Annotated in this window: 18 protein-coding genes; 2 read left to right on the top strand and 16 right to left on the bottom strand. The window is 64.2% G+C overall.

The window, feature by feature from the left end; translation table 11 throughout:
* Position 1 precedes the first annotated feature (1 nt).
* The 16 genes from uca to CDO35_RS03705 form a co-directional block, all read right to left on the bottom strand.
* Entirely contained in the window at positions 2-3,631 is a 3,630-nt protein-coding gene (uca, locus tag CDO35_RS03780; protein WP_099522640.1) for an urea carboxylase, read from the bottom strand.
* Positions 3,632-3,640: 9 nt separating this feature from the next.
* Positions 3,641-5,455, bottom strand: coding sequence for an allophanate hydrolase (atzF, locus tag CDO35_RS03775; protein WP_208019930.1), 1,815 nt, complete (start codon positions 5,453-5,455; stop codon positions 3,641-3,643).
* Positions 5,456-5,706: 251 nt separating this feature from the next.
* Positions 5,707-6,303 carry a MarC family protein gene (locus tag CDO35_RS03770; protein WP_074936284.1) on the bottom strand — a complete coding sequence of 199 codons (597 nt, stop codon included), beginning with the start codon at positions 6,301-6,303 and terminating at the stop codon, positions 5,707-5,709.
* A gap of 42 nt (positions 6,304-6,345) precedes the next feature.
* Complete coding sequence (locus tag CDO35_RS03765; protein ID WP_099522638.1) at positions 6,346-9,132, bottom strand: hybrid sensor histidine kinase/response regulator; 2,787 nt, start codon at positions 9,130-9,132, stop codon at positions 6,346-6,348.
* Positions 9,133-9,242: 110 nt separating this feature from the next.
* Positions 9,243-10,532, bottom strand: coding sequence for a phosphoribosylamine--glycine ligase (gene purD, locus CDO35_RS03760; RefSeq protein ID WP_099522637.1), 1,290 nt, complete (start codon positions 10,530-10,532; stop codon positions 9,243-9,245).
* A gap of 128 nt (positions 10,533-10,660) precedes the next feature.
* The gene (purH, locus tag CDO35_RS03755) at positions 10,661-12,268 is read right to left on the bottom strand and encodes a bifunctional phosphoribosylaminoimidazolecarboxamide formyltransferase/IMP cyclohydrolase (RefSeq protein WP_099522636.1); all 1,608 of its coding nucleotides are present in this window, start codon (positions 12,266-12,268) and stop codon (positions 10,661-10,663) included.
* Between the two features lie 74 nt (positions 12,269-12,342).
* Positions 12,343-12,663: a DNA-binding transcriptional regulator Fis gene (gene fis / locus CDO35_RS03750; RefSeq protein ID WP_003242613.1), complete on the bottom strand. Its 321-nt coding sequence runs from the start codon at positions 12,661-12,663 to the stop codon at positions 12,343-12,345.
* A complete protein-coding gene (gene dusB / locus CDO35_RS03745) occupies positions 12,660-13,658 on the bottom strand; it encodes a tRNA dihydrouridine synthase DusB (RefSeq protein WP_099522635.1) in 999 nt (332 codons plus the stop codon). Before dusB ends, fis begins: the two co-directional genes overlap by 4 nt.
* Before the next feature lie 229 nt (positions 13,659-13,887).
* Entirely contained in the window at positions 13,888-15,159 is a 1,272-nt protein-coding gene (locus tag CDO35_RS03740) for a DUF3426 domain-containing protein (protein WP_099522634.1), read from the bottom strand.
* 53 nt (positions 15,160-15,212) lie between these two features.
* On the bottom strand, positions 15,213-16,091 hold the full coding sequence (prmA, locus tag CDO35_RS03735) for a 50S ribosomal protein L11 methyltransferase (protein WP_099522633.1): 879 nt from the start codon (positions 16,089-16,091) through the stop codon (positions 15,213-15,215).
* A gap of 255 nt (positions 16,092-16,346) precedes the next feature.
* Positions 16,347-17,702 carry an acetyl-CoA carboxylase biotin carboxylase subunit gene (gene accC / locus CDO35_RS03730; RefSeq protein WP_099522632.1) on the bottom strand — a complete coding sequence of 452 codons (1,356 nt, stop codon included), beginning with the start codon at positions 17,700-17,702 and terminating at the stop codon, positions 16,347-16,349.
* Between the two features lie 17 nt (positions 17,703-17,719).
* Positions 17,720-18,181, bottom strand: a complete 462-nt coding sequence (accB, locus tag CDO35_RS03725; RefSeq protein ID WP_099522631.1) for an acetyl-CoA carboxylase biotin carboxyl carrier protein — start codon at positions 18,179-18,181, stop codon at positions 17,720-17,722.
* A 50-nt stretch (positions 18,182-18,231) separates the two neighbouring features.
* Positions 18,232-18,678 carry a type II 3-dehydroquinate dehydratase gene (aroQ, locus tag CDO35_RS03720; protein WP_024306841.1) on the bottom strand — a complete coding sequence of 149 codons (447 nt, stop codon included), beginning with the start codon at positions 18,676-18,678 and terminating at the stop codon, positions 18,232-18,234.
* Positions 18,679-18,846: 168 nt separating this feature from the next.
* Positions 18,847-20,634 carry a protein-disulfide reductase DsbD gene (gene dsbD, locus CDO35_RS03715; protein ID WP_099522630.1) on the bottom strand — a complete coding sequence of 596 codons (1,788 nt, stop codon included), beginning with the start codon at positions 20,632-20,634 and terminating at the stop codon, positions 18,847-18,849.
* A gap of 168 nt (positions 20,635-20,802) precedes the next feature.
* The gene (locus tag CDO35_RS23175) at positions 20,803-21,846 is read right to left on the bottom strand and encodes a methyl-accepting chemotaxis protein (RefSeq protein ID WP_425048524.1); all 1,044 of its coding nucleotides are present in this window, start codon (positions 21,844-21,846) and stop codon (positions 20,803-20,805) included.
* A 1,017-nt stretch (positions 21,847-22,863) separates the two neighbouring features.
* Positions 22,864-24,477 carry a response regulator gene (locus CDO35_RS03705; RefSeq protein ID WP_099522628.1) on the bottom strand — a complete coding sequence of 538 codons (1,614 nt, stop codon included), beginning with the start codon at positions 24,475-24,477 and terminating at the stop codon, positions 22,864-22,866.
* Between the two features lie 258 nt (positions 24,478-24,735).
* Here CDO35_RS03705 and CDO35_RS03700 point away from each other — a divergent pair, with 258 nt between their 5' ends.
* Together CDO35_RS03700 and CDO35_RS03695 are read left to right on the top strand one after the other, a co-directional pair.
* Positions 24,736-25,797 carry a DUF2333 family protein gene (locus CDO35_RS03700; RefSeq protein ID WP_099522627.1) on the top strand — a complete coding sequence of 354 codons (1,062 nt, stop codon included), beginning with the start codon at positions 24,736-24,738 and terminating at the stop codon, positions 25,795-25,797.
* On the top strand, positions 25,797-26,348 hold the full coding sequence (locus tag CDO35_RS03695) for an NUDIX hydrolase (protein WP_099522626.1): 552 nt from the start codon (positions 25,797-25,799) through the stop codon (positions 26,346-26,348). Before CDO35_RS03700 ends, CDO35_RS03695 begins: the two co-directional genes overlap by 1 nt.
* The last annotated feature ends 22 nt before the right edge of the window (positions 26,349-26,370 follow it).

The raw sequence follows: 26,370 nt of genomic DNA, 5'->3' as shown, positions 1-26,370 counted from the left end.
CTCAAGCCGCCTCGCTCGGGGTCAGCAGAAGCAGAGCATCGCCCGGCGTCACCGCCTTGCCGGGGGCGCAACGCAGCGACTTGACCGTGCCAGCCACCGGCGCAGTCACCGCCAGCTCCATCTTCATCGCCTCGACCACCAACAGCGGGGTGCCGGCCTCAACATGCTGGCCGGGCTCGACCAGCACCTTCCACACGCTGCCGCTCATCTCGGCGGCGACCAGGTGGCCGTCCAGATCGGCGTCGTCGTCAGCCTTGGCGCTCAGTGCCTGTGCGGCGCTCGGATCGTCGTCCTTCCACAGCTCGACTTCGGTGTCGAAGGCGGCTTTCTGCCGGCTCTGGAAGGCTTCGATATCAGCGGCGTTGTCGGCGATGAAACGGTTGTAGGCGGCAAAGTCGAACTCGCTTTGCTCGATGCGAATCTGCGCGCGGCCCTCGCGGAAGGCTTCGCGGAATTCATCCAGCTCGGCCTCGCTAACCGGATAGAAGCGCACCTGATCGAAGAAGCGCAGCAGCCAGGGCTGGCCATTTTCGAACTGGGCGTTCTTCACGTACTTGTTCCAGATCGGCAGGGTGCGACCGACCAGTTGATAACCGCCGGGCGAGTCCATGCCGTAGATGCACATGTACATGCCGCCGATGCCCACGGTGCCCTCGGCGGTGAAGGTACGCGCCGGGTTGTACTTGGAGCTGAGCAGGCGATGGCGCGGGTCCAGCGGCACGGCGCAGGGCGCGTCGAGGTAGACGTCGCCGAGGCCGAGGATCAGATAGCTGGCGTCGAACAGGATGTCGCGAACTTCCTCGCGGCTTTCCAGGCCATTGGCGCGCTGGATGAAGTCGACGTTATTCGGCAGCCAGGGCGCCTCGCTGCGTACGGTTTCGCGGTAGCGTTCGACGGCGGCCAGCGTTGCGCTGTCCTCGAAGGCCATGGGCAGATGGACGATCCGGGTCGGCACCTTGAGCTCGGCGACATCACCGAGCTGGCGCTCCAGGCGCAGCAGGTGGTCGAGCAGGGTGCGCTGGTGCAGCACGCGGCTGTCGTAGCGCAGTTGCAGCGAACGCACGCCGGGGGCGAGCTCTTCCAGGCCGCGCAGCGGCTCGGCCTTGAGTGCCTCCATCAGCAGATGCACGCGCAGTCGCAGGGCCAGATCCAGCACGTTGTCGCCATATTCCAGCAGGATGTAGGCGTCGCCGGCCTGGCGATACACCGCACGCGGGCGGCTGCCTGCAGCGGACAGCTCGGCCAGCACGGTGGCGGAAACGGTGGCGTCCGGTTGCAGCGACGGCGCCGGCAGGGTCACTGCGCTGATCGCCGCCAGTGCCTCGATGCTGCCCAGTTGCGCCTGCTCCAGGCTCTGCGCCTGCTGGAAACCGATGGGGTGAAAGCGCAGCTTGTCGCCAGGCTTGACCTGACCGACCTTCCACAGCTCGGCTTTGGCGATAGTCACCGGGCAGACGAAGCCGCCGAGGCTGGGGCCGTCCTTGGTCAGGATCACCGGGAAGTCGCCGGTGAAGTTGATCGCACCGATGGCGTATTCGCAGTCATGCACGTTGGACGGATGCAGGCCGGCTTCGCCGCCGTCGGCCCGCGCCCAGCTCGGTTTCGGGCCGCTCAGGCGCACGCCGAGGCGGTTGGAGTTGTAGTGCACCTCCCACTCTGCAGCGAAGAATTCCTCGATGGCGTCAGCGGTGAAGAAGTCCGGTGCGCCGTGCGGGCCATACAGCACGCCGATGTTCCAGGTGGTGCCGTAGCTGGGGATCAGGCTCGGGTGCGCCGCCTGTGGCGGGGCGACCGGCGCAGGCGTGGTGCAGGCCGGCAACTCGGGCTGGGAGATGGCCAGCATGTCGGCGGTACGCAGGGTGCGCCCGGCATGCCCGCCGAACTGGCCGAGGGCGAAGGTGGAGCGGCTGCCCAGGTACAGCGGCACGTCCAGGCCATTGCGCACGGCCAGATAAGTGCGGCAGCCGCTGACGGCGCGGCTCAGCTTGAGCACCTGGCCAGCCTTGACCTCGATTGGTTGCCAGTAGGCCACCGGCGCATCGTCCAGGGTGGCCGGGCAATCGGCGCCGGTCAGGGCGATCAGCGCGTCGCTGTGAAAGCGCAGCGTCGGGCCTTGCAGGGTAAATTCCAGGCCGGCGGCCTCGGCCGCGTTACCGACGATACGGTTGGCCAGGCGGAAGGCGAAATCATCCATCGGCCCGGACGGCGGCACGCCGATATCCCAGTAACCGAGGCGACCAGGATAGTCCTGCACGCTGGAGTAGGTGCCGGGCTCCAGCACTTCGATGACGCTGGCCTTGAAGGTGAAGCTGTCGAGCAGGCGCGTCCACACTTCGCCTTTGGCGAAACGCTCGTCGGCCACCACCTGGCGCAGGTAATCGAGGTTGCTGGCGATGCCGTGCAGGCGGGTTTCGCCCAGGGCTTTCTGCAGCTTGGAGATGGCCTCAGCGCGAGTGCCCGCATGCACGATCAGCTTGGCGATCATCGGGTCGTAGAACGCCGAGACCTCGCTGCCGGTGCTGACCCAGCCGTCGACGCGCACGTCGTCCGGGAAGTGCACGTCGGTGAGCACGCCCGGGCTGGGCTGGAAGTTCTTCAGCGGATCTTCGGCATAGATCCGCACTTCGATGGCGGCGCCTTGCGGGGCGCGGTCGAGCGCGGGCCAATCCAGCGCATCGCCTGCGGCCACGCGCAGCATGCACTCGATCAGATCGAGACCGGTGACCATCTCGGTGACCGGGTGCTCGACCTGCAGGCGGGTGTTCACTTCGAGGAAGTAGAAGTCGTCGCGGGCGGCGTCGTAGATGAATTCCACGGTGCCGGCGCTGCGGTATTTAACCGACTCGCCCAACTGCACGGCTGCGGCGTGCAAGCGTTCGCGGGTGGCCTGCGGCAGGTTCGGCGCTGGGGTTTCCTCGACTACCTTCTGGTTGCGCCGCTGCAGCGAACAGTCGCGCTCGCCGAGGGCGGCAACGCGGCCCTGGCCGTCGCCGAAAATCTGCACCTCGACATGGCGCGCTTGATCGACGAAACGCTCGAGGAATACGCCTGCATCGCTGAAGAACTGCTCGCCCATGCGCTTGACGCTTTCATAGGCGCTTGCCAGGGCGGCGGCGTCGCTGCAGCGGGTCAGGCCGATGCCGCCACCGCCAGCGGTGGTCTTGAGCATCACCGGGTAGCCGATGCTGTCGGCGGCGCTCAGCGCTTCGTCCAGGCTTTGCAGCAGGCCGGTGCCCGGCGCCATCGGCACCTGGGCCTGGGCGGCCAGTTCACGAGCACGGTGCTTGAGGCCGAACTCCCGGATCTGCTCGCCGGTCGGGCCGACGAAGGCGATGCCGGCTGCCTCGCAGGCATCGGCGAACTCGGCGCTTTCCGAGAGAAAACCGTAACCGGGGTAGATCGCCTGGGCGCCGGTTTCTTGCGCGGCCGCAAGAATCTTGTCGATACGCAGGTAGCTGTCGGCCGGCTTGTCGCCGCCCAGGGCAATGGCGATATCGGCGTCGCGTACGTGCTGGGCATTGCGGTCGGCGTCGGAGTAGACGGCCACGCTTTTCACGCCCAGGCGCTTGAGCGTGCGGATGGCGCGGACGGCGATCTCGCCACGGTTGGCGATCAGTACGGTAGCAAACATGCTCTCTCCTTAAGCCTTAGCTGCGTTGGCGTTCTGTGCAGCGATAAACGCCCGCCAACCACCAAAACTGGTGATGTCACGCGCGCCATCCAGCGCGTAGGGCTCGCAGATAAAGCCCTTGACCCAGCGGCCGTCGGCCAGCTCCAGATTGCCGATGCCCAGTGGTGGCGGGATCTCGGCGACGAACTCGCCGAAGCGCGCCTGCGGTACATCCCACAGCTCGACGATGATCGCCGCGCCGTCCTCGGCGACACGCGCCAGGCCTGGCTTGGGCGGCACGGTGCCGGGCAGGGCATAGAGGCGGTAATGCGCGGCGCTGGTGGTCTGCTCCACCAGCACCGCATCGCGAGTGGTGAGCTGGAAGTTCAGCGGCATACCGGTCAGGTGTGCGCCGACCACGGCGACACGGATGCAGCCGGGTGCCGGTTTGTCGCTCGCTGCTTGAGCCGGGAGCGGCTTGCCGGTGGCGCCCAGCGACAGATTGACGGCCTGCTGCCAGCGTTGACCGAAGGCGGCCAGTGCCTGGTCATGCCAGGCCGGGGCGAGCAGGGTGATGCCGGCCGGTAGACCGTCGGCACGCAGCCCTGCCGGCACGGCGAGGGCAGACAGGTCGGCAAGGTTGGTGAAGTTGGTGTAGGTGCCGAACTGGCTGTTGAACAGCACCGGTTCGGCCTCCATCTCGGCCAGGGTGCGGATGGTTGGCGAAGTCGGCACCACCATGGCGTCGAAGCCGGCCAGGGCGTCGTTGATCACGCGGCTCAGCTCGGCGCGAATGTACTCGGCCTTGTAGGCGTCGCAGGCGCTGTACTTGTGGCCGTTTTCGACGATGCCACGCACCACCGGGTTGATGTGTTCGGGGTTCACGCCTTCCACCGCGACGGTGCGTTCGGCGACCCAGGGGCCGTAGTAAAGCTGCTCGGCCAGTTGCTGGAAGGGCGCGAAATCAATCTCCACCAGCTCGGCGCCCAGTTCGCGCAGTTTGCCCAGTGCCGCCTCATAGACGGCCTGGTTCTGGCTGTCGCCGAAGAACTCGGGGTTGGCCGGCACGGCCAGGCGCGGCTTGGCCGGCATGCCGACCTTGGCGCTGTTCGGGTTTTTGCGGCTGTAGGCGTCGGCGGCGTCATAGCCACCGGCGATATTGGCCACGGTCAGGGCGTCGCTGACGGTCAGGGCGAACACCGAGATGCAGTCGATGGTGCGGCAGGCCGGCACCAGGCCGGTATTGGGCAGCCGGCCCTTGGTCGGCTTGAGCCCGACGATATTGTTGAAACCAGCCGGCACTCGGCCCGAACCGGCGGTGTCGGTGCCCAGCGAGAAGGGCACCAGACCGCGCGCGACCACGCTGGCCGAACCGGAGCTGGAACCGCCGCTGACGTAAGCCGGGTTGAAGCTGTTGGGCACCGCGCCGTGAGGCGAACGGGTGCCGACCAGGCCGGTGGCGAACTGGTCGAGGTTGGTCTTGCCGATCAGGATGGCGCCGGCGGCGCGCAGGCGCGCGACCACGGTGGCGTCGACTTCGGCGCTGTAGGAGAACTCGGGGCAGGCGGCCGTGGTAGGCCAGCCGGCGGCGTCGATATTGTCCTTGATGGCGAAGGGCACGCCGTACAGCGGCAGCTTGTTCAGATCACCTGCTGCACTTTCCAGCGCGTTGGCCAGGGCATCGAGCTGGGCATCGAGTTGAGCTTCGCTGGCCAGGGCGATCCAGGCGCTGTCATCGGTGCGCAGTTCCCGGCGCAGGGCGTGCAGCAGCTCGGCAGGGGATTGGCCGTCGCGGTAGGCCTGTTGCCACCGCGCGAGGGTGAAAGCGATAGGTGCGTTGGACATGCTTAGAGATTCCATCTTGTATCCAAGTTGGAATCGCTAGAGCAATGACGGTGCCAGTTTTGCGCAGGCCTTTATTTTCGGGGATTTCAGGGCAGCGGCAGGGGCTTTGGCGAGAGGCGTTGCACCGAGGTGGGGCTGACCTGCAAGCGAATGGTGCAGGCTCTTCGGCGCCGGCGGTGCGCACAGCGCACCCTACGGTATCGAGAGGGGTAGGGTGCGCTGTGCGCACTGAGGGCTCGAAGCTCGGTGTCTTAAGGCACCAGGTAGTTCTTCACCCCGGTGAAGATGATCTGCGCGGCTAGGGCGCAGACGAACAGGCCCATCAAACGGCTGACGATCTGCAGCCCCTGGTCGCCGAGCAGACGCTCGAACTGGTTGGACAGGTACAGCACCACGCCCACGGTGAGGCTGGCGAGGAAGATCGCCGCCACGGCCACCAGCTTGTCGTCCCAGTGCGGCTGGCTGGCGCCCATCAGCAGCAGGGCGCCGATGGTGCCGGGGCCGACGGTCAGGGGGATGGTCAGCGGCACGATGGTCACGTCCTGCTGCACGTTGTCTGTCTGCACCGCCGACTTGCCCTGGGCCATGCCGAGGGCGGAGATGAACAGCACCGATCCCGCGCCGATGCGGAAGGCGTCGATGGTGATGCCGAACAGGGTGAAGATGTGTTTGCCGAACAGGTACAGCAGCACGCTGGCGATCAGCGTCGCCAGCGCCACCTTCCAGGCCAGGCGCTTGCGTTCCTTGAGGGTATAACCGCGGCTGAGGCCGATGAAACAGGAGAGGACGAAGAAGGGGCTGTAGAGCACCAGCATCTTCAGGTACAGACTGAACAACTCGGACGCCATGGTGGCAGGCTCGCAGAAAGGCAGTGAAGGTAAAGAAGACTATCAGTGTGGCAGCGCATCACGCTGGCGACGCAGCTCGCGCTCGGCGATCCAGTGCTCGATCAGCTCGCGCAGTTGCGACAGCTCCACCGGCTTGGACATATGGCCGTCCATGCCGACGGCACGCGCGCGTTCCTTGTGTTCGCTGAGGATATGCGCGGTCAGTGCTACCACCGGTGTACGCGGGCGTTTCTCGCTCTTTTCCCAGGCGCGCAGCTGTTCGGTGGCGGAGAAACCGTCGAGCACCGGCATCTCGCAGTCCATCAGCACCAGGTCGTAAGGCTGCGCCTTCATCGCGCTGAGGGCTTCCTCGCCGTTGCTGGCGGTGTCCGGCTTGAGGTTGAGCTTGCCGAGCATGCCGCGAATCACCTTGGTGGAGATGCTGTTGTCTTCGGCCACCAGAATGCGGAAGTCGGCCGGCACGTTCAGCGGCGTACTGACCGGAGTTGGCGCTGCTTGGGCGGGAGTGTCGTTGGGGCGCTGGGCCAGTTCATCGGCCAGGGTGGTCTTGAGCGTGTAGCCGGCCACCGGCTTGGCCAGGATGCGCTTGATCCCGGCGTTGCGTGCAATCACCTTGCTCGGCGCGTTGCTGATGCCGGTGAGCATGATGATCAGGATGTCGTGGTTGAGGCTCGGATCTTCCTTGATCTTGGCGGCCAGCTGCATGCCGGTCATGCCGGGCATGTCCTGGTCGAGCAGCACCGCATCGAAGTACTCGCGCATGTGCGCCTTGGTGCGCAGCAGGGCCAGAGCCTCCTTGCCGGAGGGCACGGCGCTGACCTGCATGCCCCAGGCGTTGCATTGCTGCATCAGCACCTTGCGGCAGGTGTCGTTGTCGTCCACTACCAGCAGGCGCGCGCCCTGTAGCGGGCTGTCGAGGTCGGCTTCCGGTTGTTCCAGGCGGGCGGCGTCCAGCGGCAGGGTCAGCCATAGGGTTGTGCCCTGGTTGCCGCTGCCCTGGATGCCGAACTCGCCGCCCATCAGACGTACCAACTGGCGCGCGATGATCAGGCCGAGGCGCCCGCCCAGGCGGGTGGCGGAGAGGAAGTCGCGGCTCTGCAGTTCGGCGTTGAGCAGGGCGTCGCGTTCCTCTGGTAGCAGCGGACGACCGCTGTCCTGTACGGCGACGCGCAGACGATGTTGACCGTCGCTGCTGTCGAGGGCGGCGACCAGCAGGATCTCGCCCTCGTCGGTCTGCTTGAAGGCGTTGTCCAGAAGGCTCAGCAATGCCTGACGCAGACGCGTTGGGTCACCGCTGATCACCCGTGGCACCTGTGGCTGGATGAAACTGATCAGCTCCACGCGCTGTTGTTCGGCCTTGGCGCGGAAAATGTCGAGGCAGTCTTCGATCAGCGCGCCGAGGTCGAACTGCACGTCGTCCAGTTCGATCTGCCCGGACTCGAGCTTGGATATGTCGAGGATTTCGTTGATCAGGGTGAGCAGCTCATTGCCCGAGCTGTGGATGGTCTGCACGTAGTCACGCTGCTTGGCCGACAGCGGCGTGCCCAGCAGCAACTCGGTCATACCCAGCACGCCGTTCATCGGCGTACGGATCTCGTGGCTGATCTTGGCCAGGAACTCGGCCTTGGCCTTCAGCTCGGCACTGCTGGCAGCCAGGGCGGTGCTTTCCTGCAGGGTGTCGCGCTGGATCTGCCGCTGCCGCTCGGTCAGCGACACGCTGAGGATCAGGCCGGCCAGAGTGGCAACGCTGAATACGCCCAGCACCAGCCAGCCCGGATTGAGCTGATCGAAGCCGAGCAGCACCGGCACGAAGAAACCGAAGCCCATGTTGAACACCAGCATGCCCAAGGCGATCAGGCGTGCCGGCTGGTAACCGGCGCGCCAGTGCAGGCCGCTCACCAGCAGCAGGTTGATCGCGCTCAGGGCCACTAGCAGGTAGACCAGCGAGCTGTACCAGAACAGACCGGTGACGACGATGCACAGCGCATAGGTAAGGAGCAGTAGGGCATTACCCCGCAGCAGACGGTTCAGGGGGCTGTGCTGTACTGGCGTGCCGTGCATGAAGCTCAGGCCAAAAGCCAGCGCGCTGAAGGCGGCGAACAGGGCAGAGAGGTCGGCGATCAGGGACTGGTTGTAGCCCAGGCTGGGCAGCCATTGGGCGAAGATGCCGAGGTTGGCCGAGGAGCACACGGCCAGGCCGATGTTAACCCCGGCCAGCCACAGACCACTGGCGCTGCGGCTGTAGATGAAGCGAATGAGGTTGTACAGGGTCAGCAGCAGCAGGGCGCCGAACAGCATGCCATAGAGGTAGGCGGGCTTTTCCAGGCTGACCAGCTCGGCCTGATCCATGACCTTGAACCAGGTCATCAGCGGGTGGTTGGAGGTCAGGCGGACATAGGCGACGCGGGCCTGGCCGTCATTCGGCAACGGCATCAGGTAGAAGCGCGACGGCAGCGGTCGCGAATCCAGCGGCATGGCCTCGCCGGTGTGCAGGTTCTGCTCCAGCACACCGTCTCTCAGCAGGTAGTAATCGAGGTACTGCACCCGTGGTGAAAAGATCCACAGCCAGGCAGGTTGCTGCTGCGGTGCTAACTCCGCACGAAGCCAGACAGCGTGATCACTGGGCGGGAAAGTAAAGGACTGTTTGCTGAGGGGTTTGAACTGTTGGCGCTGGGCGCGGACTTCTTCGAGGCCCAGGCGGGCGCTGGCGTCGACCAGATAGGACCAGCTGTGCGTGCCGGTAGGGGCTGTGTTCGCCGTGGCTGTCAGGGCAAGGCCAAGCAACAGCAAGCTGGCGAGTAGTCCGATGGCAATCCTGAGCCGGCGCACGGGCAAAATCCTTCTAAATGAGTGGCCGGATTATAGCCAAGCATTTGCTCGAGCGAATACGGCACAAACAGCGATTTTGCCTTGTTTGTGCCGCATTTTCGCTCAAACGATCAGCTCTCGCCGCGCTCGCGGGCGATGGCCCGATAGCCGATGTCGTTGCGATGGAACATGCCATTCCAACGAATCTTCTCGGCCAGGCGGTAGGCCTGCTGCTGGGCATCGGCGACGCTGGCGCCGATGGCGGTGGCGCACAGAACCCGGCCGCCGGCGGTGACGATCTGGCCGTCCTTCAGCGCGGTGCCGGCGTGGAATACCTTGCCGTCGAGCTTGGCGGCTTCATCCAGGCCTTCGATCACGTCGCCCTTGGCGTAGTCGCCCGGGTAGCCACCGGCAGCCAGTACCACGCCCACGGTCGGACGTGGGTCCCAGGTGGCTTCGACCTTGTCCAGGGCCTTGGCCAGTGCGGCCTCGACCAGCAGCACCAGGGAGCTTTCCAGGCGGCACATGATCGGCTGGGTTTCCGGGTCGCCGAAGCGGCAGTTGAACTCGATGACCTTGGGCTTGCCGGCCTTGTCGATCATCAGACCGGCATAGAGGAAGCCGGTGTAGACGTTGCCTTCGCTGGCCATGCCGCGCACGGTCGGGTAGATCACCTCGTCCATCACCCGCTTGTGCACCTCGGCGGTGACCACCGGCGCAGGCGAGTACGCGCCCATGCCGCCGGTGTTCGGGCCGCTGTCGCCGTCGCCGACGCGCTTGTGGTCCTGGCTGGTGGCCATCGGCAGTACGTTCTCGCCGTCGACCATGACGATGAAGCTGGCTTCTTCGCCGTCGAGGAACTCCTCGATCACCACACGCGAGCCGGCTTCACCGAAGGCGTTACCGGCGAGCATATCGCGCACGGCGTCTTCGGCTTCCTGCAGGGTCATGGCGACGATCACGCCCTTGCCTGCAGCCAGGCCGTCGGCCTTGATCACGATCGGTGCGCCTTTCTCGCGCAGGTAAGCCAGCGCCGGCTCGATTTCGGTGAAGTTCTGGTAGTCAGCGGTGGGGATCTGCTGGCGCGCCAGGAAGTCCTTGGTGAAGGCCTTGGAACCTTCCAGCTGGGCAGCGGCGGCGGTAGGGCCGAAGATGTCCAGTTTGCGGCTACGGAACAGGTCGACCACGCCTTTGACCAACGGCGCTTCCGGGCCGACGATGGTCAGTTGCACGTTCTGCTCGGCGAAGTCGGCCAGCGCCTCGATATTCAGCACGTCGATGGCGACGTTTTCGCATTTGTCTTCAACGGCGGTGCCGGCGTTGCCCGGGGCGACGAAGACTTTCTCGACGCGCTTGTCCTGCGCCACTTTCCAGGCCAGGGCGTGTTCACGACCGCCGCTGCCGATGATCAATACGTTCATGGGGTTCTCCTGAGCGTAGCCCGGATGCAATCCGGGGCTTTCGAATGAGGGCGTTCCCGGATTGCATCCGGGCTACGTTGCCAGCAATGCCGAGCGTGGGTGGATGGCCGAAGCCATCCACCAGCCAATCAATGACGGAAATGGCGCATGCCGGTGAACACCATGGCAATGCCCGCTTCGTCGGCGGCGGCGATCACTTCGTTGTCGCGCATCGAACCGCCCGGCTGGATCACCGCGGTGATGCCGGCCTTGGCAGCGTTGTCGATGCCGTCGCGGAACGGGAAGAAGGCGTCCGAGGCCATCACTGCGCCCGGTACCGGCAGGCCAGCGTGCTCGGCCTTGATGCCAGCGATGCGGGCGGAGTTGACGCGGCTCATCTGGCCGGCGCCGACGCCGACGGTCTGACGGTTCTTGGCGTAGACGATGGCGTTGGATTTGACGAACTTGGCCACTTTCCAGGCGAAGATCAGGTCGTGGATTTCCTGCTCGCTCGGCGCGCGCTGGGTGACGATCTTCAGGTCTTCTGCCTTGATCATGCCGATGTCGCGGCTCTGTACCAGCAGACCGCCATTGACGCGCTTGAAGTCCCAGCCCGCAGCGCGTTCGGCCGGCCATTCGCCGCATTCGAGCAGTCGCACGTTGGCCTTGGCAGCCACCACTTCACGAGCGGCAGCGCTGATTTTCGGGGCGATGATCACTTCGACGAACTGACGCTCGACGATGGCCTGAGCGGTTTCACCGTCCAGTTCGCGGTTGAAGGCGATGATGCCGCCGAACGCCGATTCGGTGTCAGTGGCGTAGGCCAGGTCGTAGGCTTTGCGGATGCCGCCTTCGTCTTCCGGTACCACGGCCACGCCGCACGGGTTGGCGTGCTTGACGATCACGCAGGCCGGCTTGACGAAGCTCTTCACGCATTCCAGCGCGGCGTCGGTATCGGCGACGTTGTTGAACGACAGCTCCTTGCCCTGCAGCTGGATGGCGGTGGAAACGCTGGCCTCACCCTTCTTCGCCTCGACGTAGAACGCCGCGCTCTGGTGCGGGTTCTCGCCGTAACGCATTTCCTGCGCCTTGACGAACTGGCTGTTGAAGGTACGCGGGAAGGCGCCGCGGCCTTCGGTGGACAGGGTGCCAGCCGCCTGGTCGATGGTGCCCAGGTAGTTGGCGATCATGCCGTCATAGGCGGCGGTGTGTTCGAAGGCCTTCAGGGCCAGGTCGAAGCGCTGGGCGTAGCTCAGGCCGCCGGCCTTGAGGGAGGCGACGATACCGGCGTAGTCGCCGGTGTTGACCACGATGGCCACGTCTTTGTGGTTCTTCGCCGCGCTGCGGACCATGGTCGGGCCGCCAATGTCGATGTTCTCGATGGCGTCGGCCAGGTCGCAATCAGGCTTGGCCACGGTGGCTTCGAAGGGATAGAGGTTGACTGCCACCAGGTCGATCGGCTTGATGCCGTGCTCGTCCATCACCGCGCCGTCCAGGGCGCGACGGCCGAGGATGCCGCCGTGAATCTTCGGGTGCAGAGTCTTCACGCGGCCGTCCATCATCTCCGGGAAACCGGTGTAGTCAGCCACTTCCACTGCGGCCACGCCGTTGTCCTTGAGCAGCTTGTAGGTACCACCGGTGGAGAGAATCTCGACACCGAGGGCGGCCAGTTCGCGGGCGAATTCGAGGACGCCAGTCTTGTCGGAAACGCTGATCAGCGCGCGGCGCACGGGCAGAAGGGTGGTCTGGTCGGTCATTTCACTATCCATCAGAGCGGGGATATCAGCAAAAAAGGCGGCTCATGCGGGCCGCCCTTTTCGGGAGTTCGGGGTTACAGCAGATCGTACTGCTTGAGCTTCTTACGCAGCGTGCCACGGTTCAGGCCGAGCAGCTCGGAAGCCTTGGTCTGGTTACCTTTCACGTGATTCATGACGGTTTCCAGCAGCGGCGCTTCGACTTCGGTGAGCACCAGGTTGTACACGTCGGTGACGTCCGCGCCCTCGAGGTGGGCGAAGTAGTTGTGCAGCGCCTTCTCCACGGCGCCGCGCAGGGTCTGACCCTCTTCGCTCGGCGTGTTCAGGTGCTGTTTAAGGCTGGTGTTGTCACTCACGGGTGCAATTCCACTCACTAGGGTCTCTGTCATCAACGTCATGCGGCCACCTCGTTTCCATCGTTATGCCGTTCGCTGAAGAACTCGCGAACGTTGGCGCACTGTGCGTCCGTACTGTCCAGACGGTTGAACTGGGCGCGAAACTCCCTGGCGCCCGGCAGGGTTGCGAGATACCAGCCGACATGCTTGCGGGCGATGCGTACGCCCATCAATTCGCCGTAGAAGGCGTGCAGTGCGGCCAGGTGTTCCAGCAGGATGCGTTCCACTTCGAGCACGCTCGGTGCCGGCAGGGTTTCGCCGGTACGCAGGTAGTGCTCGATTTCACGGAATATCCATGGCCGCCCCTGGGCGGCACGGCCAATCAGCAGGGCGTCGGCGCCGGTGGCGTCGAGCACGGCCTTGGCTTTTTGTGGGGAGTCGATGTCGCCGTTGGCGAACACCGGAATCGATATCGCCTGCTTGATGGCGGCGATGGTGTCGTACTCGGCTTCGCCGGTATACAGGTCGGCGCGGGTACGACCGTGGACGGAAAGCGCAGCAATGCCAGCATCTTCGGCGATCTTCGCTACAGTGATGCCGTTCTTGTTCTGCCGATCCCAGCCAGTGCGAATCTTCAGGGTCACCGGTACGTCCACCGCACCGACTACCGCATCGAGGATTTCACGTACCAGCGGCTCGTCACGCAGCAGCGCGGAGCCGGCGGCCTTGTTGCAGACCTTCTTGGCCGGGCAACCCATGTTGATATCGATGATCTGCGCGCCCAACTCGACGTTCTTGCGCGCCGCGTCGGCCATCATCTGCGGGTCGCCGCCGGCGATCTGTACTGAACGCGGCTCGGGATCACCGGCGTGCATCAAACGCAGGCTGGACTTGCGGCTATTCCACAGGCGCACATCGCTGGTGACCATCTCCGACACCACCAGGCCAGCGCCGAGACGGCGGCACAGCTGGCGGAACGGGCGATCGGTGACGCCGGCCATGGGAGCCAGGATCAACCGATTGGGCAATGTGTAAGGGCCAATACGTGGGGCCGACATGGGGCGTCCCTGCTTGTTGGTGCGCAGTTGAGACAAAGGGCGATCGACACCTGGCCTCCACTGTGTCCTCAGGGGAAACGATGGTGGTTCGGTGCTCGCGAAAGGGTGGGCATGATACCCGCTCTGGATGACCGGATAAAGGTCGTTTTGAACAAATTCTGAACAGCTATGGGCTTATCGCCAGTAGTTAGATAAAGGGCCTGCGACCACGGGTCGCGGCCCCTTCAGGCTACTCGGGGGAATGGAAGCTGAGGCTGTAGTTAACCGCGCGCGTGCCCGGGTCGAGGATGTCCAGGGAGATGTGAATGGGCGTCTGCGGCGGCATTTCGCTCTGCCCGGCCAGCTCGCCAGCAAGGTACTCGCTGGGTTTGAAGCGACGACTGGCGACCAGTTGGCCGCCCAGGTCGGCGAAGCGCATCTCCAGCAGCGGGAAGGGCTGGGCGAAGGAGGCGCGGTTATAGAGGATGGCGTCGACGATCAGCGCGCCGGAGAACTCCGGGTGGCTGCGCACTACCAGGTTGCTGCTGCGAATCTGGCTGATGTCGACTTTCGACGGCAGGCTGCAACCGATGTTCGGGCACAGCTGTTCGAACCAGGGGCGATAACGGTCCTGGCGTGCCAGTTCGTCGAAGTTGTAGGCCGCGTACTGCGCCAGCAGGCCGCCCACCGCCAGCAGATTGAGCAGGCCCCAGCCGAACAGGCGACCCCAGGACGTGCCCTGTGGCTGGCGCCAGTCGAGTTGCAAGGGCTCGTCGTCCAGTTCGAACAGGCGCTCCTCGCGCAGACCCGGCTCGTTACGCGCTACCTTGGGGGCTTCACTTTTCGTGCGCTGATCTTCGTCTTGTCGCTCGGGCTCGTCCTGCTCGTCATCGAGATCACCCAGGCGCGGCTCGTCGGCTTCGTCGAGGTCGTCGGCGATGGGCTGCTGCTTGCGGGGTGTGACGGGGGTGAATTCAATGGCGGCTTTGGGCTCCGGTGCAACTGCGGGCTCTGGCTGTTCCTCGGTAGGCTGCAGTTCGAAGCTGTCGCGCTCGCGCTTGACTGGTTCGTCGCGCAGCAGGGCTTCGGCCCAGGCTTCGTCGTGCGCATCCTCGCGTTCATCTGTCGCGCGGCTGCCGAAGTTCTCGGCATAGCGCGGCGCCTGTTCCAGCGCGAGGAACTGTTGTGACAGCTGTTGTTCCTGCTCTTCCAGTCTGGCCAGTTCCTCATCGAGGTCGAGGCTGTCCAGGTCGAGGTCGTCATGGATCCACAGGGTATCGTCGGCGGGCTTGGTCGCTGGCTGCTTGCTGGTGTCGGGTTGGGTCTTGAGCGGAGCACTTGCCACGTTGGCTGCCGCTGGTGCAGGTGTGCTCGCACGGGGGCCAAACAGTTGCTCGGCAGCGTTGAACACGTGCAGGCAGGCGCCGCAGCGTACGGCACCATGGGCAGCAGCCAGCTGCGCCTGACTGACGCGGAAGCTGGTACGGCAATTGGGGCACTGGGTGACGTGGCTTTCGCTCATGCGCGGGTCCGGAAAATCCAAGCAGCTAGTCTAACGCAACGACTGCGCGCGGTTCAGTGCTTGACGCCGCTGATGCGCACCCAGCCGTCCTTGACGGCCGTTGGGTCGAGGTCGAACGCACCTGTATAGGCGGCGCGGACTTCCTCGGCCTGTTCGGCGAGAATGCCCGACAGCGCCAGGCGTCCACCGCCTTTGACCAGCGCGGTGATCTGAGGTGCCAGGGAAACCAGCGGGCCGGCGAGGATGTTGGCGACGACCACGTCGGCGGGTTGTTGCGGCATGTCGGCGGGCAGATAGACCGGGAAGCGGGTCGGGTCGATACCGTTGCGCGAGGCGTTGTCGCGCGAGGCTTCCAGGGCCTGCGGGTCGATATCGGTACCGACCGCCTGCGGGGCGCCGAGCAACAGGGCTGCGATGGCGAGGATGCCCGAGCCGCAACCGAAGTCGATCACGCTGCAGTTATCTAGTGTCTGGCCGTCGAGCCATTCCAGGCACAGTGCGGTGGTCGGGTGAGTGCCGGTGCCGAAGGCCAGGCCCGGATCGAGCAGCAGGTTCACCGCATCCGGTTCCGGGGCAGCGTGCCAGCTCGGTACGATCCACAGGCGCTGGCCAAAGCGCATCGGCTGGAAGCCATCCATCCAGCTGCGCTCCCAGTCCTGATCCTCGATACGCTCGACATGATGCTCCGGCAGTGCGCCACCACACAGCAGTTGCAGGTGGGCAAGCAGCGCGGTTTCGTCGGTATCAGCTTCGAACAGGGCCAGCAGATGGGTGTTCGACCACAGCGGCGTGGTGCCCAGATCCGGCTCGAAGATCGGCTGATCTTCGGCATCCATGAAGGTTACCGACACGGCGCCGACTTCCAGCAGGGCGTCCTCGTAGGTTTCTGCCTGCTCAGGTGTGATGGCGAGACGGACTTGTAACCAGGGCATGAGAAACCTCGAAAGCATGTGGAACGGTTTGGCCGCGCAGCTTACTTGAACGGATGGCCGGCCGGCCAGTTCGGCTATCGGCCGGAAACGACAAGGGCCGCCCGAGGGCAGCCCTTGTGTAGCACTTCAGTCATGACCTCGCGAGCTAGAGCGAGACAAGGCAAAAACGGTCGAGGGAGCGGAGCTTACATTTGTAAGTGAGCATTCCGAGATCGTTTTTAACGCCGTATCGCCGACGCGCAGCAGGTCATGGACTCAGTGCTTGTCCATACCCAGTTTCTTTTCCAGGTAATGGATGTTGACGCCACCTTTGACGAAACCCTTGTCGCGGGTCAGGTCGCGGTGCAGTGGCACGTTGGTCTTGATGCCGTCGACCACGATCTCGTCCAGGGCATTGCGCATGCGCGCCATGGCTTCGTCGCGGTCCTTGCCGAAGGTGATCAGCTTGCCGATCAGCGAGTCGTAGTGCGGCGGGACGCTGTAGCCGCTGTACAGGTGCGAGTCGACGCGAACGCCATTACCGCCCGGAGCATGGAAATGCTTGACCTTGCCGGGGCTGGGCATGAAGTTGTCCGGGTCTTCGGCGTTGATCCGGCACTCGACCGAGTGACCAAGGATCTTCACGTCTTCCTGCTTGATCGACAGCGGGTTGCCAGCGGCGATGCTGAGCATCTCCTTGACGATGTCGATGCCAGTGACCATCTCGGTGACCGGATGCTCCACCTGTACGCGGGTGTTCATCTCGATGAAGTAGAAACGACCGTCTTCATAGAGGAACTCGAAGGTGCCGGCGCCACGGTAGCCGATCTCGACGCAGGCATCGACGCAGCGCTTGAGCACTTCGGCGCGGGCCTTCTCGTCGATCAGCGGGGCCGGAGCCTCTTCGATCACCTTCTGGTGGCGACGCTGCAGCGAGCAGTCGCGATCGTACAGGTGAATCGCGTTGCCCTGGCCGTCGGACAGCACCTGGACTTCCACGTGACGCGGGTTGCCGAGGAATTTTTCCAGATAGACCATCGGGTTGCCGAACGCTGCACCGGCTTCGGTGCGGGTCAGCTTGGCCGATTTGATCAGGTCTTCTTCCTTGTGTACCACACGCATGCCGCGACCACCGCCGCCGCCAGCGGCCTTGATGATCACCGGGTAGCCCACTTCACGGGCGATGCGCAGGGCTTCTTCCTCGTCTTCCGGCAGCGGACCGTCGGAGCCGGGAACCACCGGTACGCCGGACTTGATCATGGCGTTCTTGGCCGACACCTTGTCGCCCATCAGGCGGATCACGCTGGCGGTCGGGCCGATGAAGGCGAAACCGGAGTTCTCCACCTGTTCGGCGAAGTCGGCGTTCTCAGCGAGGAAGCCGTAGCCCGGGTGGATGCCCGTGGCACCAGTCAGCTCGGCGGCGCTGATGATTGCCGGGATGTTCAGGTAGGACTGTGCCCCAGGTGCCGGGCCAATGCAGACGGACTCGTCGGCCAGGCCCAGGTGCATCAGTTCGCGGTCGGCGGTGGAGTGCACGGCCACCGTCTTGATACCCAGCTCCTTGCAGGCGCGCAGGATACGCAGGGCGATTTCGCCACGGTTGGCGATAAGGACTTTTTCCAGCTTCTGCATTGCAGGCTCCCCGTGCATCAAACGATGGTGAACAGGGGTTGGTCGTACTCAACCGGCTGGCCGTTTTCCACCAGGATAGATTCGATCACACCGCTGGCTTCGGCTTCGATGTGGTTCATCATCTTCATCGCTTCGACGATGCAGAGGATGTCGCCTTTCTTCACGGTCTGACCGACTTCGACGAAGTTGGCAGAGGTCGGCGAAGCGGCGCGGTAGAAGGTGCCGACCATCGGCGAGCGAGCAACGGTGCCGTTCAGCTTCGGTGCGCCGGCCGGAGCGGCTTCAGCGCCCGGAGCGGCTGCGGCGACAGGCGCTGCTACCGGAGCTGGTGCTGGTGCGTACATCGGCTGCGGGGCATAGGCCGGTTGTTTGCTGTGACGGCTGATGCGTACGGACTCTTCGCCCTCTTTGATCTCCAGCTCGTCGATACCGGACTCTTCCAGCAGCTCGATCAGTTTCTTGACTTTACGGATATCCATGAATGGTCAACTCCCAGAGGTGAGGTAGGACTTGTCTACCAGGCTACGCGTCAGGCGCGCCCGGTCAGTTGTTCGAGTGCCGCTTCCAGGGCCAGCCGATAACCGCTGGCGCCAAGGCCGCAGATCACCCCTACTGCAACGTCGGAGAAGTAGGAGTGATGGCGGAAAGGTTCACGCTTGTGCACGTTGGACAGGTGCACTTCGATGAATGGGATGCTCACCGCCAGCAATGCGTCACGTAATGCGACGCTTGTATGGGTAAAAGCGGCAGGATTGATCAGGATAAAGTCGACGCCTTCACCCTTTGCGGCGTGAATGCGGTCGATCAGTTCGTATTCGGCATTGCTCTGCAGGTACAGCAGATGATGGCCAGCCTCGCGTGCGCGCTGCTCCAGATCCTGGTTGATTTCGGCGAGGGTGGTGGCGCCATATTTGTCGGGCTCGCGGGTGCCCAGCAGATTCAGATTGGGGCCGTGTAGCACCAGTAGGGTGGCCATGGTCGCGTTCCTTGTTGTTCGGGCTGCGCAGGACTATGCCGCAGCTGCGCGATGTCAGCAATAGTCGACACGATGCCTGCTGTTTGCGGCAGAAATATGACTATAGCGTTGGTTTCGGTCGTTGCCGGAGCATTTGCAAAGAACGGGCGAGGATCGTGTTGCCAGCGTTCAACGACCTGCCTGGCGGTTGCTGGCCTGATCCAGGCGCCCTGCGAAGGTGGCGGCATTGACCTCACCTACGACACGCAGATCGAGTAATTCGTCACCATTGCCGGCGAACAGCTGGATGGCTGGCGGACCAAACAGCTTGTAACGGTCCAGCAGGGCGCGCTGGGCGGCGTTGCTTTCGGTGATATCGAAGCGGATCAGGCGCCAGCCGGCCAGTTTGCTGCCGACTTCGGCATTGCCGAATACCTCGCGCTCGATGACCTTGCAGCTGATGCACCAGTCGGCATACCAGTCCAGCAGCAGCGGCTGGCCGTTTGCTTTGGCCTCGGCCAGTGCGGCGTCCAGTTCGGCGGGGCTGCTCAGGGATTGCCAGGCACCGCTCTTGGCGCTGCTCTGGCTCGCGCCGGCCTGCAACTGGCCGAGCGGCTTGAGCGGATCGGTCGCACCCTGCAATGCACCTACCCAGGCGGCCAGGGCGTAAACCAACAGTGCCAGGCCCGCGATCTGGCTGAGCTTCTGCCGATGCGTCTTGGGCCCAAACTCCAGCGCCCCGAGGAACACCGCCACGCCGCCCGCCAGCAGACCCCACAGGGCTAGGCTGAGGCTGCCCGGCAGCACGCGTTCGAGCAGCCATACCGAAACGGCCAGCAGCAGTACGCCGAAGGCATTGCGTACCGTGACCATCCAGGTGCCGGTTTTCGGCAGTAGCGCACCACCGCCCACGGCGAACAGCACCAGCGGCGTACCCATACCGAGGCCGAGCGCGAGCAACTTCAGGCCGCCACCCAAGGCATCACCACTGGCGCTTATATAGAGCAGGGCGCCGGCCAGTGGCGCCGAGACGCAGGGGCTGACCAACAGACTCGATAGCACCCCGAGCAAGGCTGCATTCAGATGCGAACCACCGTGAGTCTTGCCGGCCAGACGATCCAGCGGTTCGCTGAGGAAACGGGGCAGACGCAGTTCGAACAGGCCGAACATGGCCAGGGCGAAGAACGCGAAGAAGGCGGCGAAAGGCACCAGTACCCAGGCCGACTGCAGGCGCGCCTGCAGATTGAGACCGGCACCGAACAGGCCCATCAGCGTGCCGAGAATGGCGAAGCAGGCGGCCATCGGCAGGACATAGGCCAGTGACAGGGTCAGGCTGCGTACACCCCCCAGTTGGCCGCGCAGTACTACCCCGGAAAGAATCGGCAGCATTGGCAGGACGCAAGGCGTGAAGGTCAGCGCCAGGCCGCCGAGGAAGAACAATGCCAGCTCTTTCCAGCTCCAGCCGGCTGCCACCGATGCCGCATCGCTGCTGTTGGCAGCAGGCATATCACCGATCTCGATGAACTCTGTTTCTGGCGGGTAGCACAGGCCCTTGTCGGCGCAGCCCTGGTAGCCGACCTGCAGGCGCAGCGGGCGGTTGTCCGGGTTCTCCAGCGGCAGGCGGATATCCAGCACGCCGTAGTACACCTCGACATCGCCGAAGAACTCATCGTGCTTGGCCTCGCCTGGCGGCAATTCGGCGTCGCCAAGCGCCAGATCGGCCGGCTCGACGCTGAAGTTGAGGCGGTGGCGATAAAGGTAATAGCCCTCGGTCGCGACGAAGCGCAGCGTCACTGCCTGTGCATCGCTGCTCACCAGGCTCAGCTTGAAGGCTTCGCGCACCGGTAGGAAGTCGCTGCTGTTATTCAGCGGCGCGCCAAGCGGCGAGGCGGCCGGGCGCTTATCGAAGAGGTTGGCGCTGGCGGGTAGGCTCAGGCAGAGCAGAAGCAGGGGAAGCAGCAGTCGACGCAGTGACATCGGGCGAATATCTCGGCGATAGGTGGCGGCATGATACCGGAAAGCGCCCACCCGCATCGCCGTCGCTGCGCCGGAGCGTCGAATGCCTGGGATGAGCGGAACCTTGGAGACAGCCGGCCTTGTCGAGTTCCCGGGCGGTTGCTGCCTGCGCTGCCATGTCGCAGCCTGCTAAACGCGAAACGCCTGTACGGCGCTATGCAGTTGGCTGCCCAGGTGCAGCAGGCGCTCGCTTTCGTTGCGTCCGCTGGCGATCAGGCCGAGGTTGTCGTCGCCCAGTTGGTGAATGCGTTCACCGTGCTCGCGAATCTCGCTGACCGCATCGCTCTGCTGCGCGGTAGCCTCGGCGATGCGCTCGGCCATGCTGGCGATGGTGCGAATGGCGCTGACGATCTCGTCCAGCGCACCATCCGCGGCCTCGGCCTTGCCTGCGGTCGCTTCGGCATGTTCGACCTGGGCGCGCATGGCCTGTACCGACTGATGCGCAGCCTGTTGCAGGCGACCAATGACGTCCTGGATTTCCGCCGTGGCACTGCCGGTGCGCTGCGACAGTGAGCGCACTTCGTCGGCGACCACGGCGAAGCCACGGCCGGCCTCACCGGCACGAGCGGCCTCGATGGCGGCGTTGAGGGCGAGCAGGTTGGTCTGTTCGGCAATACCGCGAATCACCGTCAGTACACCGCCAATGGTGGCCGTTTCGTCGGCCAGGCGTTCGATGGCCTGGGCGTTGCCCTGAACCTCGGTGACCAGCGCGTGCAACCCCTGTAGGCTCTGGCCGATGACTTGCTGGCCCTGGGCCAGGGCGCGGTCGGCGTCGCGGCTGGCGTCGGCTGTCTGACTGGCGTCCTGGGCGACTTGGCCGATGGTCGCTTCCAGCTCGCCCAGTGCGTCGCGGATCAGCGCGGTATCGCCGGCCTGGCGTTCGGCACCGCCGTGCAGGCCGCCGCTGAGGTCGGCCAGGGTGCGGCTTGAGCCGGCGACATGCTCGGCATGGCCGCGGATGCTGGCGACCAGCTCTACCAGATAGCCGCGCAGGTGATTGAGCGAGTCTTCGATGTCGCGCAACTCGCGGGTGCGGGAGTGGATGCTGATCGGCGTCGCGAAATCACCGCTCGCCCATTGCGACAGCGCCGGTACCAGACGTTCGAGCACCTGTGCCAGGCGCCTTTGGATGCGGTCGATAACCAGGGCGATCAGCAGGATCAGGCCGATCATCAGGCCCTGAATCAGCCTTACCTCGCCCTGAATACGCGCGTACTCACCTTTTACCAGCGGCTCCAGCGCCGCCAGTGCCTGCTGCACCTGGGTCACGCGCTCGGTCGTGGTCACGGCCAATTGCTGGCGTTGCTCAACCAGCTCGCGGGTGCGTTGCAGTTCGCTGGGGTAGCGGCGCACCAGCGTGCCCAGTTCACGTTTCAGGTCGATGCCGCGATCCTGCGCCTGTTGCTCCTGTTGTGCATCATCCAGCCCGAGCAGCGCGGCGAAGCCGACGCTGGCAGAACTGTCGGTTTGTGGCACGCCAAGTAGCGGCAGCTTATCCAGCGTCTCGACCTGCTGAGCAAGGGCCTTGAGTTCGCGCTCGACATCGCCGAGCAGTTCACTGCGCCCCTGGCTGATGAAGCGTTCACGGGCGTGAGCAAGCTTCAGCAGGCGCGAGCTCGCGTCCTGCAGCGGCTGGCGATAGTCGCTGGCTGCCGGGCCGCTGCCGCTGGCTGCGTACTGGTTGAGCTGTTCCAAAGCGGCGAGCATCTCGCGCTCGGCTTGCAGCAGCAGACCCTGCGGATCGCCAGCCAGCTTGCCTGCGGCCAGCAATTGATTGGCGCTGAAGTCGCGCAGTTGTTCCAGGCTGGGACGCAGTTCGGCGGTCAGTTGTTGCGGCAGTTGTTCAATGGATTCGTCGAAGGCGTCGATGGCCTGGGTTGCGGCGCTGTGTTGCATGGCATTGCCGCTGGCCAGATAGGCTTGGATGTTGTCGGCCACCTCGCGCTGAAACTGCTGGGATAGCGTCAGGTAGCGCTCCATCAATTGCACCGGTTGCTGCAGTGCGCGCTGCGACCACCACAAGGTTGCCGCCAGGGCGACACAAACGGTGACCAGCAACAGGGTATTGAGGTTGGTAAGCAGCTTGAGGCGCATGGCAGGCTCGATCGACAACTGAACGATGCCCGCGAGCGTATTGCGATTTGGTTACACCCTGATGACGCCGTGAACGGCGTCACGTTTGGCGGCGCTTTATTCGTCGTCGTACAGCTCTACGCGGTTACGACCACCATGTTTGGCCTTGTACAGCGCTTCGTCGGCGCGTTTGGAGAGTGCGTTGCCGTCCAGGCCAGGTTGCAGCATGGCGATGCCGCAACTGAAGGTGCAGGACAGGTCCTGCGGCTGGGCTGGGTAATGGATTTCGGCGAAGCGCTGGCGAATTTCCTCCAGTACCTTGAGCGCCGATTGTTCGTCAGTGTCGGGCAGCACCACGGCGAATTCCTCGCCGCCATAACGGCCGATATGGTCGGTCTTGCGCAGGCGTTGCTTGAGGAACAGCGCCAGGCTCTTGATCACTCGGTCGCCCATGGGGTGGCCGTAGGTGTCGTTGACCTTCTTGAAGTGGTCGATGTCGAGCATGGCGAAAGCCAGCGGTTGCTCTTCGCGGCGTGCGCGGAAGCAGGCGTCGTCGAGCAGTTGCAGGGTGTGAGTGTGGTTGTACAGGCCGGTCAGGCTGTCACGCACCATGCGCGCCTTGAGGTTGCGCGCACGTGCCGCGCGGTTGCGTACGGTGGCGATCAGGTGGCGTGGTTTGATCGGCTTGGTGAGGAAGTCATCGCCGCCCTCGCTCATGGCATCGAGCTGCTTGTCGAGGTCGTCCTCGGCCGACAGATAGATGATCGGCACGCTGACGTAGCGGTCGTTGTGGCGGATCACCTTGGCCAGTTCGGTGCCGTTGCACTCGGGCATGTACATGTCGAGGATGATCAGATCCGGCTGGAGCTCGGTCAGCGCATCCATCGCCAGGATAGGCTCGGTGAGGGTGTGGGTGAGGATGCCGGCACTGTTGAGTACGCGTTCGGTATGGGTCGCCTGGGCTTTTGAGTCATCGACGATCAGCACCTTGTACGGGTCGTATTGCGAGACGTGAGTCAGCACTTCGATGCGTTCGAGCAGGCTGGATGCATCCAGCGAGCCAGTGAAGAACTCCTGGCCGCCGGCGCGTACGGCGGCCAGGCGTGTCGGGGTGTCGGTGTCGCAGTGGCTGAAGAACAGCAGCGGGATCTTCTGCTCCAAGCCTTCCTGCACCGAGCCTGCCAGCTCCAGCCCGGCGCCGGCGAAGTCGACGTCCATGACGATGGCGGCGGGGTGGCGTTCGGTGATGGCGGCGCGGAAAGCACGTTCATCGCTCAGTGCCTGCGCGGCCAGGCCGAAGAACTCCAGTTGCTGGGCCAGGCGCTCGGCGCGTTGGGCGTCCTGCAGGGCGAGATACACCGGTTTGCGCAGCGGTGGCAGGAAGGTTTGCTCGAAGGCGTCGCTATGGCGCAGGCCGGTACGTGAAAGGCGTTGCATGGCCTGATTGAGGCGAGCGATCAGCGTACTGTTGAGACGGCCGTGATTTTCCACGACCTCGTCGAGGCTGGTGCCAATGCTTTGCGCCAGTTGCGCGTGCTCGATCTGCTCGAAGCGCTCGGCGTAACGCAGCAGGCGCAGGTTGGCTTCGGTCAGCTCGGCCATGCCGGCATCGTTCCATTCGCTGCGCTGCAGGCGCTGCCATACTTCCAGCACCTGGCGCGCCTGATGAATCACGCGCTGGGCGAAGTGATGCTTGAGGCGATCGCGACTGGGGTCCGGGTGCTCGGTCATGGGCCGACTTCTATAGGTGGTTAAGTCAGTGGTGGCTTGATGCTATCACTTGCTGCGGGCGCTGGCATTGCCGTCGATCAATTGACGGCCGTATTTCTGTCGAATAAGCGACAGAAATGTAGTTTTCCCGTACCAGCGGTAAGTTTGCGCCTGCGCCCTGCGTTTTGCAGTGGGCTTGCCTTATAGTGCGGAACAGGTCGCAACCCGTTGGCAAGGTTGTGGTCGAACACTCGAATTCGCTTAAAAAGGGACACTGTCATGCTGGACTGGAAGAATCGCTCGACGAACTCGCAGGGCAGCGCCGATAAGGCCTCAGGGCGCGACCGCAGCGGTGGCAACCTGATCGCTCGATCACTGGGCGGCCTGATCGGTGTCTATCTGCTGATCGCCCTGGTGGTTGGCTGGTACTGGAGTCAGGAGCCGTCTGCGTTTCAGGTGCAGCAGCATGCTCAGAGCGCGGCGCAGCAGGCGCAGCGCCAGATGGTGACCGGTTACACCACGGTGGAAACCCTCAAACAGGTCGCCAGCACGCTGCTCGACAAGCCGGGCGGCTACCTGTCCAACGACCTCGCGCCGCCCGGCCTGTGGCTGGACAACATGCCGAGCTGGGAATACGGCGTACTGGTGCAGGTGCGTGATTTCTCCCGTGCGCTGCGCAAGGATTTCGCCCGCTCGCAGTCGCAGTCGACCGAAGACCCGGACCTGGCCAAGGCCGAGCCGCGTTTCCACTTCGATAACAAGAGCTGGGCATTGCCGGCCTCCGAGTCTGAATACCGCGAGGGCATCAAGTCGCTGGATCGCTACCTGGCTCGTCTGTCTGATACTGGGCAGAAGAATGCGCAGTTCTATGCCCGTGCCGACAACCTCAACAACTGGCTGGGCGATGCCGGCACTCGTCTCGGCTCGCTGTCGCAGCGCCTGTCGGCCAGCGTCGGCCAGGTGCGCCTGAACGAGAACCTGCAGGTGGGCAACGACGCCGAAGAGTCCGGACTGGTAGGGCGAGATGGCGTGTACGAGACGCCGTGGCTGCAGATCGACAACGTGTTCTACGAAGCTCGCGGTCAGGCCTGGGCGCTGGCTCACCTGCTGCGCGCGATCGAGGTCGACTTCGCCGACGTGCTGGCGAAGAAGAACGCCACTGTCAGCGTGCGTCAGATCATTCGTGAGCTGGAAGCAGCGCAAGCCACTCTGTGGAGCCCGATGATCCTCAACGGCAGTGGCTACGGCATCCTCGCCAACCATTCGCTGGTGATGGCCAACTACATCTCCCGTGCCAATGCCGGCATGATCGATCTGCGTCAACTGCTGAGCCAGGGTTGATGGTCGCGATTTCGGCAGCGGAAGCGGCGCATCGCGTCGCTTCCGATCAGGAGCGGGTGGCCTGGGTCGATGAGCATGATCAGCCACTGGGTGGTGTTTCCCGGGCCGAGCTACGCGAGCAGCGCCTGATCGGACGCGGCACCTACATCCTGTTGTTCAATTCGGCTGGGCTGCTGTGCGTGCACCGGCGCACCCTGAGCAAGGCGCTGTATCCCGGCTATTGGGACGTAGCGGCCGGCGGCATGGTACTCGAAGGTGAGGACTATCGGCTCTCTGCCGAGCGTGAGCTGGCCGAGGAGTTGGGTATCGTCGATGCCGAACTGATCGAGCATGCGCACTTTCTTTATGACGCACCGGAAAGCCGTCTGTGGTGCATGGCCTATTCGGCGGTGTCCGATGCACCACTGCAGCTGCAGCCGGAAGAAGTGCTGGAGGCGCGCTTCATCAGCATTGAGCAGGCGCTGGAGGAAACTCACCGCTTACCTTACTGCCCGGACTCGTTGGCGGCGCTGGAACGCTATATGAGCCGGCCGCTTACGGCCTTCCGATGACCCTCTCCCATTTATGGGAGAG

The organism is Pseudomonas sediminis, from assembly GCF_002741105.1.
GTDB classification, from domain to species: domain Bacteria; phylum Pseudomonadota; class Gammaproteobacteria; order Pseudomonadales; family Pseudomonadaceae; genus Aquipseudomonas; species Aquipseudomonas sediminis.
Note: the sequence above shows the minus strand (reverse complement) of the source record. Positions and strands in the feature narration are given on the sequence as shown.